Consider the following 18788-nt stretch of genomic DNA (forward strand, 5'->3'; position numbering starts at 1 on the left):
ATAATTGTTCCTTCTTGTACACTACACCTAGTTTAGTATACAAAGGGCCATTTTTGACCCCTTGTTTAGCTACTTGGAAAATCAAAATTCGTTTCACTTTCTGTACCAGTCGAATCGAACCATCTTTCTGATACTGTTTTTATTTTAGTAAAGAACCTTGCTGTATCCGGACCAAACATCTGCCCTTCACCAATCCGCGAACCTTTCCACCCCCCGAAATTGTGGTAGCCGACAGGGATTGGAATTGGTACATTCACTCCAACCATTCCCACTTGAATCTCCTGCGTAAATTTTCGTGAATCACGGCCACTATTTGTGAAGATAGCCACCCCATTCCCATACTGATGCTCATTGATAAATTGAATAGCATCATCTAACGTATCAACAGAAACAATAACCCGTGCAGGACCAAATACTTCCTCCTTATATATGTTCATTTCTGATGTTACGTTATCCAAAAGAGTGGCACCGAGATAGAATCCATCTTGATTATCCACATCAGGATTTCTACCATCGACTACAATATTTGCCCCTTCGTTTACAGCTTCCTCTATTGCTTTTAATATAATTTGCTTTGCTTCTGCACTGATGACGGCACCAAAGTCAGCATGTTCATCATCAAAAGCACCGGTTTTTAAGTTTTCTACTTTTTCTTTTAACTTTTGTGTAAAAGCCCGTGCTGTTTCCTTTCCGACAGGCATCGCCACAGATATCGCCATACATCTTTGTGATGCGGATCCATAGGCTGCACCGATAAAAGAGTCTACCGCCCTATCGATATTTGCATCTGGCATAATGACCATATGGTTCTTTCCTCCGCCAAATGCTGTCACTCTTTTATGATGATTCGTACCAGTTTCATAGATGATTTTCGCTACTTTCGTAGAACCTACAAAACTAATTGCCTGGATATCTTTATGAGTAATAAGTGCCTGAACCGTATCTTTATCCCCATTCACTACATTCCATACACCTGCAGGTAATCCAGCCTTTTCCCAAAGCTCTGAAATAAATAACGCAGAATATGGTACCTTCTCCGATGGTTTTAAAATCATGCAATTCCCAACAGCTACGGCCATCGTACTCATTGCAAGCGGGACCATAGCAGGGAAATTAAATGGCGAAATACAAGTAACTACTCCAAGCGGTTGTTTAATGGAATATGCATTAATATCCCCACCAACATTTTCTGAGTATTCTCCTTTTAAAATATGAGGAGCTCCGATAGCCAAATCCACAGATTCGATTCCTCTACTAATCTCTCCCCTTGCATCAGAAATGGTTTTTCCATTTTCCTTGCCAATAATCCTTGCTAGTTCTTCGGTATATTTTACAAGTAATTGCCTAAATCTATGAAGGACTTCTACTCTCTTTCCTACAGATGTTCTGCTCCATTCCACAAATGCTCTTTTCGCCAGCTGAATCGTTTCGTCTACCTCGTCTGCAGTCGCATAGGGAACGGTTGCGATTTTTTGACCTGTTGAAGGACTGTACACATAACCGAATCGTTCACTATTTCCCTTTACTTTTTCACCATTGATATAATGCGTGATTGTTCCTAATGCCACGGTCTCCATGTAAAGAAACCCTCCTTTTTTATATTTGTCCTATACTCTGCAAGCTATTCCTTCCTTTATAAAATGAACCTTCCATTAGTGGGGGGTGATTACCCACTGATTTAGTTAAAGCCTCGATTATTAATGACTGCCCACCAAACGTACCATTCTTGGATTCTTCTTAAATTCCTGAAGTGGGAGTGAATAAAACTATTAATTTTCATTAAAAACCTTCTTTAAAACCCCAATAATAAAATCAATATCTTCATCTGTACTTGATAATGGTGGACTAAGCGCTAAAATATTATTGTAGCCAGCAACGGTGTCTCCGTTTTTCCCAATAATCAGTCCATTATTTTTACATGCTGCAATTAATTTTCCAACTAGCTCTTTCGATGCCGGCTCTTTCGTGATTTTATCTTCTACCATTTCAATTCCGACGATTAATCCTAATCCGCGGATATCACCAACATTCGGATGTTTACGTAATTCATCCAATTCATTTAAAAGTCGTTCTCCCAATTCAGCAGAGCGTTCAAATAAATTTTCTCTTTCCATAATTTCAATGTTTTTCAGTGCCAATGCACAAGCCGCAGGGTTTCCCCCAAATGTATTGACATGGCGAAAATGACTATTATCTTCCCCGTCTTTAAAAGTTTCATAGATATCTTTTCGGACAGCTGTCACAGATAAAGGCAAATATGCGCTAGTTAATCCTTTAGCCATCGTAATTATATCTGGATTCACATTGAAGTGTTTATGCCCAAAAGATTTTCCAGTTCTGCCAAAGCCGCAGATTACTTCATCAATGATAAGTAGGACTCCGTGGCGGTTACAGATCTCTTGTACTTTTTCAACATAAACAGGGTGTGGAATTAACACACCACCTCCTGTAATTAGTGGCTCCATAATCACTGCTGCAATCGACTCTTTTTGCTGCCAGATAATCGTATCTTCCAGTTCTTTGGTACGTTGAAGGTTATATTCTTCTATCGTCATTCCCTCAGGTTTCCGGTAATTATCCGGTGAGGCAACATGTAAAAATCCTGATGATAGCGGTTCATATTTATATTTTCTTAAGGCTTGGCCGGTTGCTGATAATGCTCCCATGGAACTTCCGTGATAGGCACGGTACCTTGAGATGACTTTATAACGGGAGGCTTCCCCATTTTGCTGATGGTATTGACGGGCCATTTTAAATGCCACTTCGTTGGCGTCAGAACCACTATTGGAGTAAAAGATGACGTAATCCCCACCAAGAATTTCGTTAACCTTTTCCGCTAGTTCGATTGCTGGTTCATGGCTTTGTGTCATTGGAACGTAACACATTTTCTTCATTTGTTCATATGCCGCCTCGGCCAATTCCCCGCGTCCATACCCGACATTGACACAATACAATCCAGACATTCCATCTAAATAACGGTTACCTTGATGATCTGTAATCCAGGAACCTTTTCCTTCTTCTACAATCATTGGCGGATTTTTTTCACTATATGGGGAAATATGATGCCAGACGTTCTGACGGTCCCTTTCAATTAAAGATTGCTTTTTCTTCACAGATTCCACTATGATCTTCTCCTTTCCATATTTCATGATATACAAAACGTCCAATAAAACTGTATCTTGAATTTCAAATAATTAGATTTGACATAATTTTTAGTATATTACATAATTTATTCTATAACATTACCTCTTTGCTATCACTTGACATAGTGTAAAATATTTTAAGTTTTTCTTTAACTTTATGAAGGGGAGGTAACTAGGTGGAAAAGTGGAAACTTACTATAAACGACGTACTTTCCAGAGAATTATTTAAGAAAGCCCGAATAGTAGCAGGAGAATCAGGCATGAACCGGGAAGTTAAATGGACACATATTTTGGAATTAGGAGATATCGAATCCTTCATCAATGGTGGAGAACTTATCCTGACAACAGGGTCTGGAATTAAATTTGATTCACCGAAAGGCATAATTGATATTGAAAAACTATTAAAAAAGGATATTGCAGGAATTTGTATTGAACTTGGTACACATGTAAAAAAAGTTTCGCCTGAAATTATTCACTTTTGCAACAAGCATCAATTACCCCTCATTGTCTTTGACGAGATTGTTAAATTTGTAGATATTACGCAGGACCTTCATACAAATATTATTAACCATCATCATCAAATGCTAAGTCAGCTCTACACGTTCTCTGAAACAATTAATAAGCTGTCCCTATTGCCAAACGGTATTTTAAAGATTTTAAAAGAGCTGTATAACCATTTTCAAACAGCTGTCCTATTTATTTCTGATGACACAAGATCATATTACTACCCTCCAACAAGCAAAGACTACACACAAACCCTTAAGGAGTGGATTAGACAATCAACCAAATTAAATTCTTTTAACAGCTGTTTTCTCAATGGCGAATCCTACACCATATTTCCAATCAAAGGACTAGGAAATATGTGGGGATATTTATGTATACAAGACGATACTGAAAACCTCGATGAGTTCTCTTTCTCTATCGCTGACCGTGCAGCATTAGCAATCGCACAAATTATGCTTCGAAATAAAACAATGGAAGAAAGAAAACAAAATCAGGAGGAAGAAATTGTTCGAAACCTGTTACAGGGGAAGAAATATGATTTATCCGATATCCAGAAGATATTGCCTGCTCCTGCTAAGAATCTATATTACAGATTATTCCTCATCGATAAACATACTCATAATGTATGTATGAAAGAAGGAGCTTGGGAAGAAATGAAGCTGCAGCAATCCATTATTATCCGAACTCTTTTCCGAAAAAACGGTTTTGTTCCCGCAGTTTCTGTTGGGCGAAATGAAATTGCTGTTATTGCTGCTTCTTACATGCAAGATGATGCAAAAAAAGATACAAATCGTTTTCTGGAAATTGTCCGTGAATTAAAAACCATGAATCAAAATAAAATACTTCATGGAGAAAAATGTTCATTTGGTATCAGTAATGTCCATCATGATTATTCTTCTTCCAGCTGTAGTTATAAAGAAGCCAAGAATGTCATATTCATTCAAAACGCCAATTTGATTCAGACTTATTTTTATGAGGAAATGGGTGTCTTCCGAATATTATTGGATATGCACCATAACAATCAGCTAGAATCTTATGTCCAGGATTATTTAGCTCCCATATTAAGGCATGATAAAGAAATGAAAAGTGAACTACTAAAGACCCTCTCTGTATATCTGAATTGTATGGGATCCAAAAAAGAGACGGCAAGCCGGTTATTTATCGTTCGCCAAACTTTATACCACCGGTTAGATAAAATAGAGGATTTATTAAAAACAGATCTCATGGAACCAACTAATCGACAAGCAATTGAGCTGGCATTAAATGCTTATTATTTACTAAAAAGATCTTCCCAAAAACCGGATTTCACTAATTATTGGGATAAGGAATTTGAAGTGTTACCTTAAAGAGAAATTTTAATCAGTGAGGGTATTATAGCCAGTTAATCGCACGATAAACATAATAGGCATAGAAACAGCTCTATGCCTATTCATAGAGATTTAATTAGCCGTTAAATCCAGAACCGCCTGTAGCACAACATTGACCCCTCTTTCACAGTCTTCCCAGTAGGTTAGCTCATCTTCCGCATGACTTTTCCCATTCACACTTGGTACAAATATCATAGCAGCTGGCAGATACGTAGCTATAAACTGGGCATCATGGCCAGCACCACTTGGCATGCATTTATAGGAATACCCAAGGGATGTACAGGATTCCTCAAGAGAATTAACCAGTTTGTCATTAAACCAAACCGTGTCACGGTCCCATAACTTAGTTGCCGTTACTTCACACTTTTCTTTACCTTCTGATGTCGTTAGTCCATGAATAATTTCCTCCACCTGACGAATAATATCTGCCTCTTTATGGCGTGCCTCCAATGTAAAAACGACTTTATTTGGAATAACTGTATGAATATTTGGGCTGACATTCAACCTTCCAATCGTATAGACTAAATCACTATCCAATTTGCTCATTTTTTCACGAATCTCATTGATTAAGTTATTGGTCGCAAATAAAGCATCCTTTCTCATCGGCATCGGAGTCGTACCAGCATGATCAGAGTCCCCTATTACTTCAATCTCATAACAGCACATCCCCACGACACATTCTACTACCCCAATATCTTTTGATTCACTTTCTAAAACCGGGCCCTGTTCTACATGTAATTCCAAAAAAGCCTCGGCTTCTGTTAAACGATTTTCTTTACTTCCTTCAAATCCACTCACCTTTAATGCCTTTTCAAAGGTTATACCATTTTTATCCGTTGATTTTAGCATCTGGCCTTTATCAAAGTGACCGGACATAACTCCTGAAGCCATCATGGAAGGCTCAAATCTTGCTCCTTCCTCATTGGTAATATTGGCAACCACTACTGGAACCTGTGGTTTAATGTTGCTCTCCACGAGTGTGCGAACAATCTCGATACCTGTTAGTACGCCAAGAACTCCATCAAATCTTCCGCCCTTTTCAACAGAGTCAAGGTGAGACCCAACAACAACTGGAGGCTTATCATTTTCCACGCCTTCCAGTGTTGCATACATACTCCCCATATCATCCCATTTTACTGTCATTCCTAGTTCTTCACAGACATCCTTAAAATGATTTCTTACTTTAATATCCATCTCAGACAATGCCAGACGAGTTACACCATTGTTTTCCGTGCGCCCAAAATTCGCAAACTCTTCTACTGTATTCTTCAATCTTTCTCCATTAATTAAAACACTTTGCTTTTCCACGATATCTCCTCCTATCCTGTTTATTGTTGGTACAGTTGACCTTTAATCAATAAAGTTGTTACATATTTTCTGCTGTCCGAGTTAGTCAATATAATGGATTGTCTTTCGAAATAATCCTGTTTTTCCAATTCCACTCGGTCCCCATCCAATGTTCCTTCAATTGCAGTTATTTCGAAGTTATTTTTCAATAATTCATCAATCAGCTGTTTTTCCTTGATAAATTCCTGGTAACTAGACAATATTATCCCTCCCATTTTGTTTTCGCTTATTTCGCAATGACATCTTTTTTCTCTGGTTCTTCATCCAAGTCCCATTCCCGTCCAACGGTTATTCCAAGATATTTTTCATCATTCGGATCAGTAATTTCTGCTTGCGGGAATTTTAGGAAGTACCAATATTTGGACAGTACATAATAAACTACAGCTGCAACAATAAAACCTACAATAAACGAATAGGTCATAAATATAGTTGCAATAATCCCACCAATTGCCCATGAGATAAACCCGACGAGGTTTACACCGCTATTGAAACGATACTGTCCATTGTTTTTATATAAGTCAGGAACATTCACTCTGCGTTTTCGCAATAAATAGTAGTCAGCAAACAGAATACCGCTGACGGAGGATAAAACAGCACCGATAATGAGCAGCACTTGCGTTAATATTTCAAAGACACTCCATGGCTGAATTACCGTACCAACAATACCTGCAACAAAAACGGCGACGGCATGGGTTACTTTTGGACCTAGTACATTAGAGAAAACGGCAGCAGCAGGCAATACATTCGCAGCTGTATTGGTAGACCATTGGGTTAGGACAATCATGAACAGCAGCATGGCCAACATCCAGCCAGTAGCTGTTTCCTGAAGTGCCGTAACAGGATTGGATGTTCCGGCAACTATAAATGCTGCTGCTCCGATCATAATCATAAATGCTTCTGTAAGGGGAAGAGCAATGAGACTACCAACTATTGTTGTTTTATTACGCTTAAACCAGTTTCTTTCATATTTCGGTGCCTTAAAGTGACGGGAAATCGTTGGTATATCACAGCCTAATGTTGCCCAGTAACCCATGTTGGCAAAAATAACTACCATAAATGCCGTTACTGCAGCTCCACCTGTAACCGGACTTGCAACCCATGCCCATACATCTTCACCTTGGGCTTTGATGTCTGCTGTCAGTGTGCTGTATATGATTAAAGAAAGGACAATTATTATTGGTGCAGCAACATCAGCAAAACGTTCTATCCATTTTATCCCTGATGCTGTGTTGATTAATTGGAAAAGTGCAAATACAACGTAGCATAAAAGCCAGTTATCAAAGCCTGCAAACATCGTATTTAGGATGGCATTAATGGCTGTTGCACCAAAATACGTGTTAATTCCAAACCAAAAGGATGCTGTTACAGCCCTGGTTACAGATGGAATATGTGTTCCAACCGTACCAAATGGAGCCCTCATATAAACCGGAAATGCAATCCCATGTTCCACCCCAATATCCCCGATAATGGAGATGAACGCCCCAATTGCTATACAGCCGATTAATGTAGCGAGGACTACCCATGGGAGTGAGATATTCTGGATACCTGAAGCACCAATATCAAAGGTTGCTAACAAGATAGCCATTCCGACCCACATAGCAAAAAATCCTGCTACACCAATTTTCCGGTCTCTATGTTTGACTGGAAGCAAATCCGGAGACCTTAAGTACGAGCTACTTCTTTCTTTTTCCTCCAATAAAATCGACCCTCTTCCTCTTTTATTTTTTAAACAATCCCGAAAAGCTGCTTAATATCCGTTATCAAGCAGCTGCGGGGTTGTTAAGAATATTATTTTTAGACACTTTCCACTTTGTCTTGTTCTTCAGCGAGTGCAGAGTCAAATCTAGCTCGTTTCAGAAATTTTCCTGATCCTGGTTTTGCCACTAGTTCTTTATCTTTAATGACAAATTGCCCGCGGGATAAAACAGTGACAGGCTGTCCCGTTACTTTCATTCCTTCCAAGGCATTGTAATCCACTGCCATATGGTGTGTTTCAGCGGAAATAGTCCGTTCTTGGTTTGGATCAAATAAAACAATGTCCGCATCACTTCCCGGGGCAATGGTTCCTTTTTGCGGGAAAAGGCCAAATAATTTCGCTGCCTGTGTGGAAACGATATTTACAAATTGATTCATGGAAATCCGACCTTTTTTTACTCCTTCTGAAAAGAGCACACTAAAACGGTCTTCCACAAATGGACCTCCATTAGGGATTTTCGTAAAGTCTCCTTTCCCTAAATCCTTTTGTCCATCAAAGTTAAAAGAGCAATGGTCCGAACCAATTGTTTGTAATTCCCCGCTCTTCAAGGCATTCCAAAGCACTTCCTGATTGGACTTATCTCTAAGCGGTGGAGACCATACATATTTAGCTCCTTCAAAATCTGGTTTCTCCATATAAGTTTGATCAAGCACTAAATATTGCGGACAAGTTTCTCCAAATACGGAAAATCCTTTGCTTCTCGCTTCTGCAATCTGCTCGACTGCTTCCTTACAAGTAACATGCACGACATATAATTGGGAGTTAGCAAGCGCGGTTAGTTTTGCAGCACGCCCGGTAGCTTCCCCTTCCAATTCTGGTGGTCGTGTTAAAGCATGATGGATTGGTTCTGTGTTTCCAGCTTTTAGGGCTTCCTGCGTTAAATACTCAATAACATCTCCATTTTCTGCATGTACCATGACTAATCCACCATGGTCCCTTGCTACAGAAAGCGTTTTGAATAGTGTTTCATCATCCGCCTGTAAAACATTTTTATAAGCCATGAATACTTTAAAAGAAGTAACTCCTTCTTCCGTAATAATAGTAGGGATTTCCTCTAAAACCTTGTCATTGGCTTCTACCACTTGCAGGTGGAACCCATAGTCAATTACCGCTCTACCTTCTGATTTCGCATGCCATTTTTCCAATGCGCTTTTTAAGGATTTACCTTTTTCCGTTAAGCAAAAATCAATAATGGTCGTTGTCCCTCCATGAGCTGCTGCAATGGTCCCTGATTCAAAGTCATCTATGGTGACCGTTCCACCAAAAGGCATTTCCATATGGGTATGTGGATCAATTCCACCAGGAAAAACATACTGACCTGTTGCATCAACCACTTCTGCATAAACATCACTCAAGTCTTGGCCGATTGCTTTAATTTTTTCTCCTTCAATCAGTACATCCGCCTGATACGTATCTGTTGCAGTGACAATCGTTCCATTTTTAATAATCTTTTTCAATGTAGATTCCCTCCTATAAAATGAAACTTCAATTATTGGGGATTTTCTTTCTTTCCCAAATGATTGTTAGTTATATGAATCATGCTTTTAGAAGCAGTTTATCCCCCGCTTTAAATTCTCGAATACATCTCTATTTTGAAGTACGGGTATTACTACTGAACCTTAATCAGCGATAAATATTTATGATAGTGATTCTAAGAGGTACTAGCGCTTTTCCAATGTTTGAATAGCAGCCTGACGGTCATTCCAGGACATTGGTGGTTCTGTTGGTGTTAGGTCAATCATATCGATGGCACCATCCACCGGACAGACAATAGAACATAAATTACATCCGACACAATCCTCTTCTCTTACTCGCAAAATATCATTTCCATTTTCATCCTTGAGCATTTCAATACATTGATGAGACGTATCTTCACAAGCAATATGACACTTATTACAATTGATACATACATCATTGTTAATTCGAGCAACCACTTTATGATTTAAATCCAAGTTACTCCAGTCTGTGTATTTATCAACTGATTTCCCAATAATTCCACTAAGGGAATCAATTCCTTTTTCATCCAAGTAATTTTCTAAACCTTCCGTTAAATCATCAATAATTCGGAACCCGTGATGCATAGCTGCTGTACAGATTTGTACTCCACCAGCGCCCATCAGCATAAATTCCACTGTATCCTGCCAAGTGGAGATTCCCCCAATTCCAGATATCGGGATATTCACTTCAGGATTTCTTGCACATTCACCGACCATATTCAATGCGATTGGCTTTACTGCAGGGCCACAATAACCACCATGCGCTCCTTTACCATTCACATTCGGAATAGTATTCCAAGTATCTAAATCAACACCTATTAAACTATTAATCGTGTTGATTAAACTGATTGCATCTGCCCCCCCACGTGCTGCTGCTTTTGCTGTTGCGGTTATATCTGTTATGTTTGGAGTGAGCTTTGTAATAACGGGTACTTCTGCAGCTTCCTTAGCATACATAGTGGTCATTTCTACTAAATCCGGGTGCTGACCAACTGCAGATCCCATCCCTCTTTCAGACATTCCATGAGGACATCCAAGATTTAATTCTATTCCATCTACGCCAACATCCTGAACTCTTTTAACAATTTCGTGCCATTTCTCACGCTGGGGTTCTACCATTAAGGAAGCAATGATGACATGTTTTGGAAAAAGCTTCTTTGTTTCATAGATTTCTTTTAGATTGTCTTCAATGGGACGATCGGAAATTAATTCGATATTATTGAAACCGGCAACACGTTGACCATTAAAATGATGTGCTCCAAAACGAGAAGTTACATTTAAAATCGGTTCACCTAATGTTTTCCAAACTGCTCCACCCCAACCTGCTTCAAAGGCACGCTGTACCTGATAACCTGTATTCGTTGGGGGAGCCGATGCTAACCAATATGGATTAGGTGACTTAATTCCGGCAAAATTAATACTAATATCAGCCATTTTCATCCTCCTGTCGATTCGTTTTCTACCAATTTAATAAACACTCTCCATTGCAGATTCTTTAAAACGTTCATGAATCGCCAGTGCTGTTTCTTTTCCTTGCTGTGCAGCAGTTACAACCATCGCTTCCCCGTTTCCTTTTCCGAAAATTACATCCCCCGCTGCATATACTTTCGGGTTCGAGGTAACAAATGTATCGGAGTCTACCATTATAACTCCATCCTTATGCTCCAAACCAAAGGCTTCTATTAGTTTCTCGTACCTTGTTTGGCCAATGGCTTTTACGACAATATCTACATCCATTAAAAATTCAGATCCTTCTATTTCAACTGGCCTTGGCCTACCATCTGCGCCCGAACCTTTTAATTCCATACGTATGCATTCCATTTGTGTAATACGGCCATCCCCATCACCAATTAATCGTTTTGGATTGGTCAGCCACCTAAATTCCACGCCATCTTGTTTAGCAAATTCATATTCAAAATCATAAGCAGTCATTTCCGCTTCGGTTCTGCGATAGAGAATTTTTACATTTTCAGCTCCGAGTCTAACCGAAGTCGTTGCACCATCAATGGCGGTATTACCTGCACCAATAACCGCTACACGCTTTCCGATAAATTCTTTTGGATAGTCGCCATTTTTCGTTCTTTCTACAAGGTCAATGGCATCATATATTCCTTCCAATTCTTCCCCCTCAATCCCAAGCATTGGAACCTTCGACATTCCTACTGAAAGCACAACTGCATCATATTGTTCAACAAGTTCGTCTGCATAAATATCCTTACCCACTTCTGTATTCGTTCGAATTTCTACACCAAGCTGTTTTACTTGTTCTACTTCCCAAAGTGAGATTTCTTTTGGAAGACGGAATGGGACAATACCAAAAGTATCCAACCCACCTGCTTCTTCTTTGGCTTCATAGATCGTGACTTCATAGCCTAATCTCGCCAATTCCCGAGCAGTTGAGAGCCCTGCAGGACCACTGCCGATAATGGCAACCGTTTTCCCGTTCTTTTTTCCGGCTTTAAATAAAATCGCTTCATTTTGAATGGCCCAATCTGTAGAGAATCTCTGTAAATCCCCAATAGGTATTGGTTTAGTAGAATGATTTAGTACACAAGCTCCTTCACATAATTCTTCAGTCGGGCATACTCTTGCACAACTAGCCCCCACAGGATTGGATTCCATAATTGTTTTTGCTGATCCCTTTACATTTCCAGAAGCTATTTTTTTAATAAAACCTGGAATATCAATCCCTGTCGGACATGCGGTAATGCATGGTGCATCATAGCAATATAAGCATCGGTTTGCTTCATCTAATGCTTCCTGGGAATTAAAACTAGGTTTGGATTCCTCAAAATTCTTTGTTAGTACCTCACCAGATATAAAGTTTTTTAGTAAATCACTCAATGATAAACCTCCTTAAAAAAATTTGGATGCTAACAATTAAATAAGATAGATTATTGATATTTTCTTCGTGGGGTTTATTAGGAAAGTTTCTTGTTTAAAAAGAATTCATTATACGAGGTCAAATTTATAAAAAAAGATTAAACAGTACTATAATGATAATGATTTTATTAATAGTGAGACATTTCTGAATAAATTATAATATTTTTAATTTTATTTTAAAATGGACAATACGTTAAATGTATATTCATTTAGTTGGGCGAACTGTAAATAACTTATAAATAAACCAACTGGAATGATTGGCGATTATTTACTCAACGAAAACTCTTACCCATTATGTATCCCGACCTTACTTATTCAGGTAGTTGATAGTTACCTCATCTACTATCTAATGCTTTGGATTGGATATGTACTTATCCTTTCTACTCTAATATATAAAATGTCTGAAATAGCTCAAAAATAAAAAAGAATATGGATACCTTAATCTTTTTTATACGGTTTCTTTTAAGTACTCCTATAAAAGAATAAGCTAGACAGGAAACATAAGAACATCAATCCAGTGTTTCATTTAGTACAGCAAAATGACCTCTTTTTTCCATTTTCCATCATTTACAATATAAAATTTAAAGAAAAGTACTTGAAAATTTTCGTTAAATTGTTAAAATAATAATTGTAACCGATTTCATTATCTGCAAAAGGGGTTTAAAAATAATACGTTATTCATATCCATTTTATTATTGGATATTTCACTAATGGGAGATGGATAGAAAAAGGATACGGTCCTGCAATTTAGTAGTATATGTTGGCACAAATAGTAAATGATGGGGCAGACTATTAGCCGATGCATACTTTGTGGGTTTTAATTCTATATTCGATCCAATCATAGGTGCGTTTTGGGAGAAGGGGATTCTAAATGGAATTCCCTTCTCCTTTATATTTACATGATGTATTTATTTCCAGTAATTCTACGTGAATATCCTCGTCAGACCTCTAACGATTAAAGAGATATTTTTTATAAAACATAAGGTTTTATAGTATTGATCATTTCAAAATTAATTTTACCAAAAAAGAGCTACTCCTAATGGATAGCTCATTCTATATAACTCTATTTATTCTTCAATTGGTGCTTCTGCCATCACTTCTTTGGAAAATACCTTCCATTCACCTTCTTCTTTCGCCAAACTATATTGAACTTCTGCAATGCTATCTGTAAATTCATATCCTTCCGCTAAATCAGTTGCGACAGCTTTTTGTTCTACTAATAAGACGATAGTGCTAGTGCTTTCAATCACTACATCTGTACCAACGATTTCATAATTGACATCAGCATTTTCAAATAGTTCCTCTATTTCTGTTGTTCTTTCTTCCTGTACCCCAGCTGCCAAAGTATCAACATATGCTTCCAGATCCTCTTCTTCTGCATATTGCAAATTACTTTCCACAACTCCGAGTGCTCGGTCCGTTTCACTTACTTCTTCTGTTCCTACCCTTTCACTCCAACTTTCCGCTCTCTCAGCTGATTCTCCCTCTTGATTTAATAGGAAAGTAGAAACAAACAGAAAACTTGCTAAAATAATTAGCACCAGCCATTTTTTCATCTACTTTCTCGTCCTTCCCCCATTATGTATTCCTGTTTTTAGCAAAGCAGCTTTAGAATTTATTTTAATATAAATAAGGATTTTTTGTAAGGACTATATACCCCTATCTTATTACCTATTATCGATAAACTACTTATAAAATAGATACAAAGGGCTGGAAAGTAAGATTCTAATACTAAATTATCTTTGTGAAAAGAAGTTCAATTGAATAGCGAGGATAAAAGCAGAAAAGCCGTAAGCATTTAAACTTACGGCTTTTCATTCATAAATTATTACACCCACTTGGTAGTAATGACTTTCTTACGAGTATAAAACTGTAATCCATCTTTACCATTTGCATGCAAATCACCATAGAAGGAATCTTTCCAGCCTGAAAATGGGAAAAATGCCATCGGTGCTGGTACACCAATGTTAACCCCCAGCATTCCAGCATCAATCGTTTCCCGGAACTGGCGAGCACTTCCACCGTCTTTTGTAAAAATACACGCACCATTTGCAAACCGTGATTGGTTGACCAGATTAATAGCCTCCTCTAAATCTTTGACACGGGCAATTGATAAAACCGGAGCAAAAATTTCATCCTGCCAAATCTTCATCTCGGAGGTAACGTTATCAAATATGGTTGGCCCAACAAAATAGCCTTCTTGTTTAGCTGCATCATCTGTACGGCCGTCCCGTACTAATTTTGCTCCTTCTTTTTCTCCGGTTTCAATATATTTCAATGTACGCTCTTTGTGCTGGTCACGGATAACTGGACCTAGAAATACCCCTTCATCCAGCCCATTTCCAATTTCAATCTCATTTGCTTTTTTCGTTAATAAATCGATAAATTCATCTGCAATGGAATCTTCCACGGCAACAACAGACGCTGCCATACAACGTTCCCCCGCAGAACCGAATGCTGCATTCATAATTTGTGTTGTCGCATTATCTAAATTGGCATCATTTAACACAATGGAATGATTTTTCGCGCCAGCAAGTGCTTGCACACGTTTTAAATTTTCGGTTCCACGTTTATATACATATTCAGCTACAGGCTGTGAGCCAACAAAGGAGATCGCTGCAACTTTCTTATGATCTAACAGCCCGTTTACGACGTCATGTGCACCATGAACGATATTGAAAACCCCCTCCGGAAGCCCTGCCTCCGCTAATAATTCAGCTAAACGATTAGCCAACAACGGTGTACGTTCGGACGGTTTTATGACAAATGTATTTCCTGTTACTATCGCCATCGGGAACATCCAGCATGGCACCATCATCGGGAAGTTAAATGGTGTAATTCCACCAATTACTCCAATTGGGTAGCGATATACCCCAGATTCCAAATCGGTTGCAATGGATGGTAGTTGTTCTCCCATCATAAGCGATGGCGCTCCAGCAGCAAATTCTACATTTTCTATCCCACGCTGTACTTCACCATATGCTTCCGTAAAGTTTTTGCCGTTTTCAATAGTAATCAACCTAGCAAGTTCATCCCAGTTATCAACCAATAATTGCTGATATTTAAATAAAATGCGAGCACGCTTTGGTACAGGTACTTCTTTCCAGGATTGGAATGCTTCTGCCGCCACTTGTACGGTGTGATCGATATCCGCATTGGAAGAAATCGGCACATGGGCAATCACTTCCCCTGTTGCAGGGTTATATACAGGTTCTGTCTTATCCGTTTTTGCCTCAATCCATTCGCCGCCTACGTAGTTTTTAAGAGTGGTTACAGTTGTTTGTGTCAATGAAAAAACCTCCTATTATATTTAAATATACCATAATATTTGCATTTATTAAAAAATACTGTATAACAGGATAGCTTATATGTGGACAAGCCCGACTTTCGGATTGATTATACGTTTACGGAATAAACTTTAAATCCTAGCATTATTTTAAATTTACATATGAATACCCCACTTTCATGGAAAGTAGGGCATTTGTCATAGGATTCGGCAGATTATCTCTCCTCCATTACTCTCTCCAAAAATCGCTTCAGCACATGCACTGACATTACACAATCATCCAGAGACGTCCATTCTTCCGGATTATGACTAATTCCAGCTTTACTTCTGGCAAATAGCATGGCCACTGGAATTCTTTCCCCCAGAATCATGGAATCATGTCCAGCTCCACTGGGAATATACGTTGGAGTAATATTAAGTTCCTTCATCACGACAGCTATTTTCTCCTGCAATTCCTCTTGAATCGGTAATGGTTTAACCTTCGTGTTGAGATTCCACGTTACCTCTATTCCTCTTTGTTTTGCAATACTTTCTGCTTTTTCGGATATCAAATCGATCAGTTTGTCACGGGGCTCTTCCTTTATATCACGAATATCTACCATGAGTTCGACTTTTTGAGCAATGACATTAGAACCATTGGGGTGAACATTCAATTTACCCACTGTTGCCACTGCAGAATCACTCACCTTTCTTGGCAATGGTTCAATCTCACTGACAAACATCCCAGCTGCAATGACAGGGTCTTTCCGGTCATCCATCGGCGTATTCCCAGCATGCCCTGCCTTTCCTTCAAAAGTTACTTCCATCCATGCAGGTCCAGCAATACCAGTTACCACTCCAACAGGCTGTTCCTGTTTTTCCAGTACCTTTCCTTGTTCAATATGTACTTCGGCAAACAATTGAATATCTTTATTTTTACTGGAAGGAGTGAGAAACTTTTCTCGATTGCTATCATACGTTTTAATTACTTCATCAAAGGATTTTCCTTCCTCATCGAATAATTGATCTAAGTATTCATTTGTCAATTTCCCCATAAAAGCTTCACTGCCGGTTAACCCAGAATTAAACCTCGAGCCTTCTTCATCAGAAAAAATGGCCACTTCATATGGAACCGGTGGCGTATAGCCCGTTGCTTTCCAGGCTTCCACTACCTCCAGTGCCGCAAGAACACCTAGTGGACCATCAAAATTACCGCCATTTGGAACACTGTCGAGATGGGAACCGGACATAATCGTAGGGCCATTTTCCTTTCCTTCCAATCTTCCAAACACATTACCGGCCCCGTCCATTGTCACCTCAAGACCTGCTTCCTTCATCCATCCAATTACTAATTCCTTCGCCTGCTTTTCTTCGGTTGAATACCCAAGACGAGTAATTCCGCCGCTTTCCAGACTGCCAATTTTAGATAGTTCATAGAGTCTCGTTGCCAATCTTTCTCCGTTCATACCGGAGTGATTTAATTCTGTGTTGTAATCGGTTAATAGTTTTTTATAAAGTGTCATGAATTAATGCCTCCAAATCTATTTTCTATAATTATTATACCTTCTAACCTAGATATTTTAAAATTCACTTAGAATACTTGGTGTTGGTCAAACCTTTTGGTGAATGTACCGTTGCACTTAAGCAGGAAGAAAGTTTGATGCTTTCCAATATATAAAAACGCTGGAACCCATTGTTATAAGGAATGGATTCCAGCTCTTTTCTTTTTATTTAATTCCCCGCCAAGAACAATCCAAGCTGTGCGAGCAAGGCACTTCCCACATATGTTCCAGTGAAAACAAAAATGGCTACAATAGCAATTTTCCATGACGTTTTTCTTAAATCGACCAAACGGTTAGCTACAGATATTCCTGCAAAAGTAAGAATTGGTGTTGTAATCGATAAAAAGTCAACCGCTTGAATAGCTTCTACAAAAAAGTCGGATAGCAAACAGAATACAAGTGACGTAATCGATACCCAACCTAAAATTGGAAAATCTCGGATGACTTTAATACGAACCCTTTGCATCTGGTCTGAAATAAATATCCCAATCATGGAGAAGAACCATAAGCTAACAAGCCCGTAAATGGTCAGTGCTGTTACCGGTGTAGATTCCGGGTATTTCAGTAATTTAATTTCTTGTGTAAATAAAATCAGTCCAATACTTAATAGTAGAACCAGCCCGTATTTGACGTATTTGTTCATTCCTGCTGCCATTATTTTTCACTCCTAACCATCAATTTGTACATGAATCGCTGTATTGGTACTGCTAGGAATACCATGGTGAATGTACCTAGAAAACTGGTTAATAACTGACTGGCAGAAGCATACGCCAAAATCGTACTTTCCATGTCTGGTACCGTTGCAACAAGTGTCGCTGACGCTGCACTCATCATGCTTCCAGATCCAACACCAGATGCCATGGCAAGTGCTTCAATTTGAATTCCTAAATCCAATAGAATCGGTGCGAACACACTGAAGAAAATAGCACCGAATAAGGTTCCGATAATATAGATGGATAGAACCCCTCTCCCCTCTTTGGATTCAAGGGTATATTTTTCTGAGATGTAAGCCAATTCTCCTTCACGTCCGATACCAAGTGTTGCACCAATTGCTTCTCGGCGTAATCCGAGCATGATCGCAATCGGAAGTCCGATTAATACGGTTCCGAGGTTACCAAGCTCTTGAATAATAAACACCCAGCCGATGGAAAGAATTTCACGAAGATGTGGTGCCACATCCGCTCCATATCTCGCCATCAATGGAAGCATGATAAAAATCAAATACTTACTGGAAAAGTTGATATTCGATTCACTATAAACCTTTTTCCAAAATCCTTTACGGAAAATTCCCAAACCGAGAACCATCGTAATAATAATAGCAAACACAAGTGGCAAAAGCCCGATTGTAAATCCGCCAATTGGAAGCGATTGGAATCCAATCATTTCCGCAATGAATATAACTATTAGTGCAAAAGCAATAAGGTAAAGCAGGTTTCCTTTCATCGTATGTCTCCCCCAAGTTGTT

The 18788-nt window shown here is 38.8% G+C and carries 14 protein-coding genes; 1 reads left to right on the plus strand and 13 read right to left on the minus strand.

All coding sequences use genetic code 11. From position 1 onward, the window contains the following. Positions 1-65 precede the first annotated feature (65 nt). Entirely contained in the window at positions 66-1577 is a 1512-nt protein-coding gene (locus GMJ66_RS16310) for a CoA-acylating methylmalonate-semialdehyde dehydrogenase (RefSeq protein WP_156291381.1), read from the minus strand. A gap of 192 nt (positions 1578-1769) precedes the next feature. After that, positions 1770-3122 carry an aspartate aminotransferase family protein gene (locus tag GMJ66_RS16315; RefSeq protein WP_231514964.1) on the minus strand — a complete coding sequence of 451 codons (1353 nt, stop codon included), beginning with the start codon at positions 3120-3122 and terminating at the stop codon, positions 1770-1772. Positions 3123-3319: 197 nt separating this feature from the next. Here GMJ66_RS16315 and GMJ66_RS16320 point away from each other — a divergent pair, with 197 nt between their 5' ends. Continuing rightward, positions 3320-4993 (plus strand): PucR family transcriptional regulator, encoded by a 1674-nt coding sequence (locus GMJ66_RS16320; RefSeq protein ID WP_156291383.1) that lies wholly within the window; start codon positions 3320-3322, stop codon positions 4991-4993. A gap of 93 nt (positions 4994-5086) precedes the next feature. Here GMJ66_RS16320 and GMJ66_RS16325 read toward each other — a convergent pair whose 3' ends face one another. The 11 genes from GMJ66_RS16325 to GMJ66_RS16375 form a co-directional block, all read right to left on the minus strand. Next, positions 5087-6322, minus strand: a complete 1236-nt coding sequence (locus GMJ66_RS16325; RefSeq protein ID WP_156291384.1) for a Zn-dependent hydrolase — start codon at positions 6320-6322, stop codon at positions 5087-5089. Between the two features lie 20 nt (positions 6323-6342). Beyond that, complete coding sequence (locus tag GMJ66_RS16330; protein ID WP_156291385.1) at positions 6343-6561, minus strand: hypothetical protein; 219 nt, start codon at positions 6559-6561, stop codon at positions 6343-6345. A gap of 26 nt (positions 6562-6587) precedes the next feature. Then, on the minus strand, positions 6588-8057 hold the full coding sequence (locus GMJ66_RS16335) for an NCS1 family transporter (RefSeq protein WP_156291386.1): 1470 nt from the start codon (positions 8055-8057) through the stop codon (positions 6588-6590). 98 nt (positions 8058-8155) lie between these two features. Beyond that, a complete protein-coding gene (hydA, locus tag GMJ66_RS16340) occupies positions 8156-9574 on the minus strand; it encodes a dihydropyrimidinase (RefSeq protein ID WP_156291387.1) in 1419 nt (472 codons plus the stop codon). Positions 9575-9778: 204 nt separating this feature from the next. Then, positions 9779-11047 (minus strand): NAD-dependent dihydropyrimidine dehydrogenase subunit PreA, encoded by a 1269-nt coding sequence (gene preA, locus GMJ66_RS16345; protein WP_156291388.1) that lies wholly within the window; start codon positions 11045-11047, stop codon positions 9779-9781. 33 nt (positions 11048-11080) lie between these two features. Continuing rightward, complete coding sequence (locus GMJ66_RS16350; protein ID WP_156291389.1) at positions 11081-12457, minus strand: NAD(P)-dependent oxidoreductase; 1377 nt, start codon at positions 12455-12457, stop codon at positions 11081-11083. A 1106-nt stretch (positions 12458-13563) separates the two neighbouring features. Then, positions 13564-14052, minus strand: a complete 489-nt coding sequence (locus GMJ66_RS16355) for a hypothetical protein (protein ID WP_156291390.1) — start codon at positions 14050-14052, stop codon at positions 13564-13566. Between the two features lie 272 nt (positions 14053-14324). After that, the gene (locus GMJ66_RS16360; RefSeq protein WP_156291391.1) at positions 14325-15785 is read right to left on the minus strand and encodes a CoA-acylating methylmalonate-semialdehyde dehydrogenase; all 1461 of its coding nucleotides are present in this window, start codon (positions 15783-15785) and stop codon (positions 14325-14327) included. Positions 15786-15997: 212 nt separating this feature from the next. Then, positions 15998-17284, minus strand: coding sequence for a M20 family metallo-hydrolase (locus GMJ66_RS16365; RefSeq protein ID WP_156291392.1), 1287 nt, complete (start codon positions 17282-17284; stop codon positions 15998-16000). A gap of 208 nt (positions 17285-17492) precedes the next feature. Beyond that, positions 17493-17978 (minus strand): hypothetical protein, encoded by a 486-nt coding sequence (locus GMJ66_RS16370; RefSeq protein ID WP_156291393.1) that lies wholly within the window; start codon positions 17976-17978, stop codon positions 17493-17495. After that, positions 17978-18766, minus strand: a complete 789-nt coding sequence (locus GMJ66_RS16375) for a DUF3100 domain-containing protein (protein WP_156291394.1) — start codon at positions 18764-18766, stop codon at positions 17978-17980. The genes GMJ66_RS16370 and GMJ66_RS16375 overlap by 1 nt, the downstream gene beginning before the upstream one ends. Positions 18767-18788: the final 22 nt, after the last annotated feature.

The sequence above is a fragment of the Oceanobacillus salinisoli genome (assembly GCF_009733865.1).
In the GTDB taxonomy this organism is placed as follows: domain Bacteria; phylum Bacillota; class Bacilli; order Bacillales; family Amphibacillaceae; genus Oceanobacillus; species Oceanobacillus salinisoli.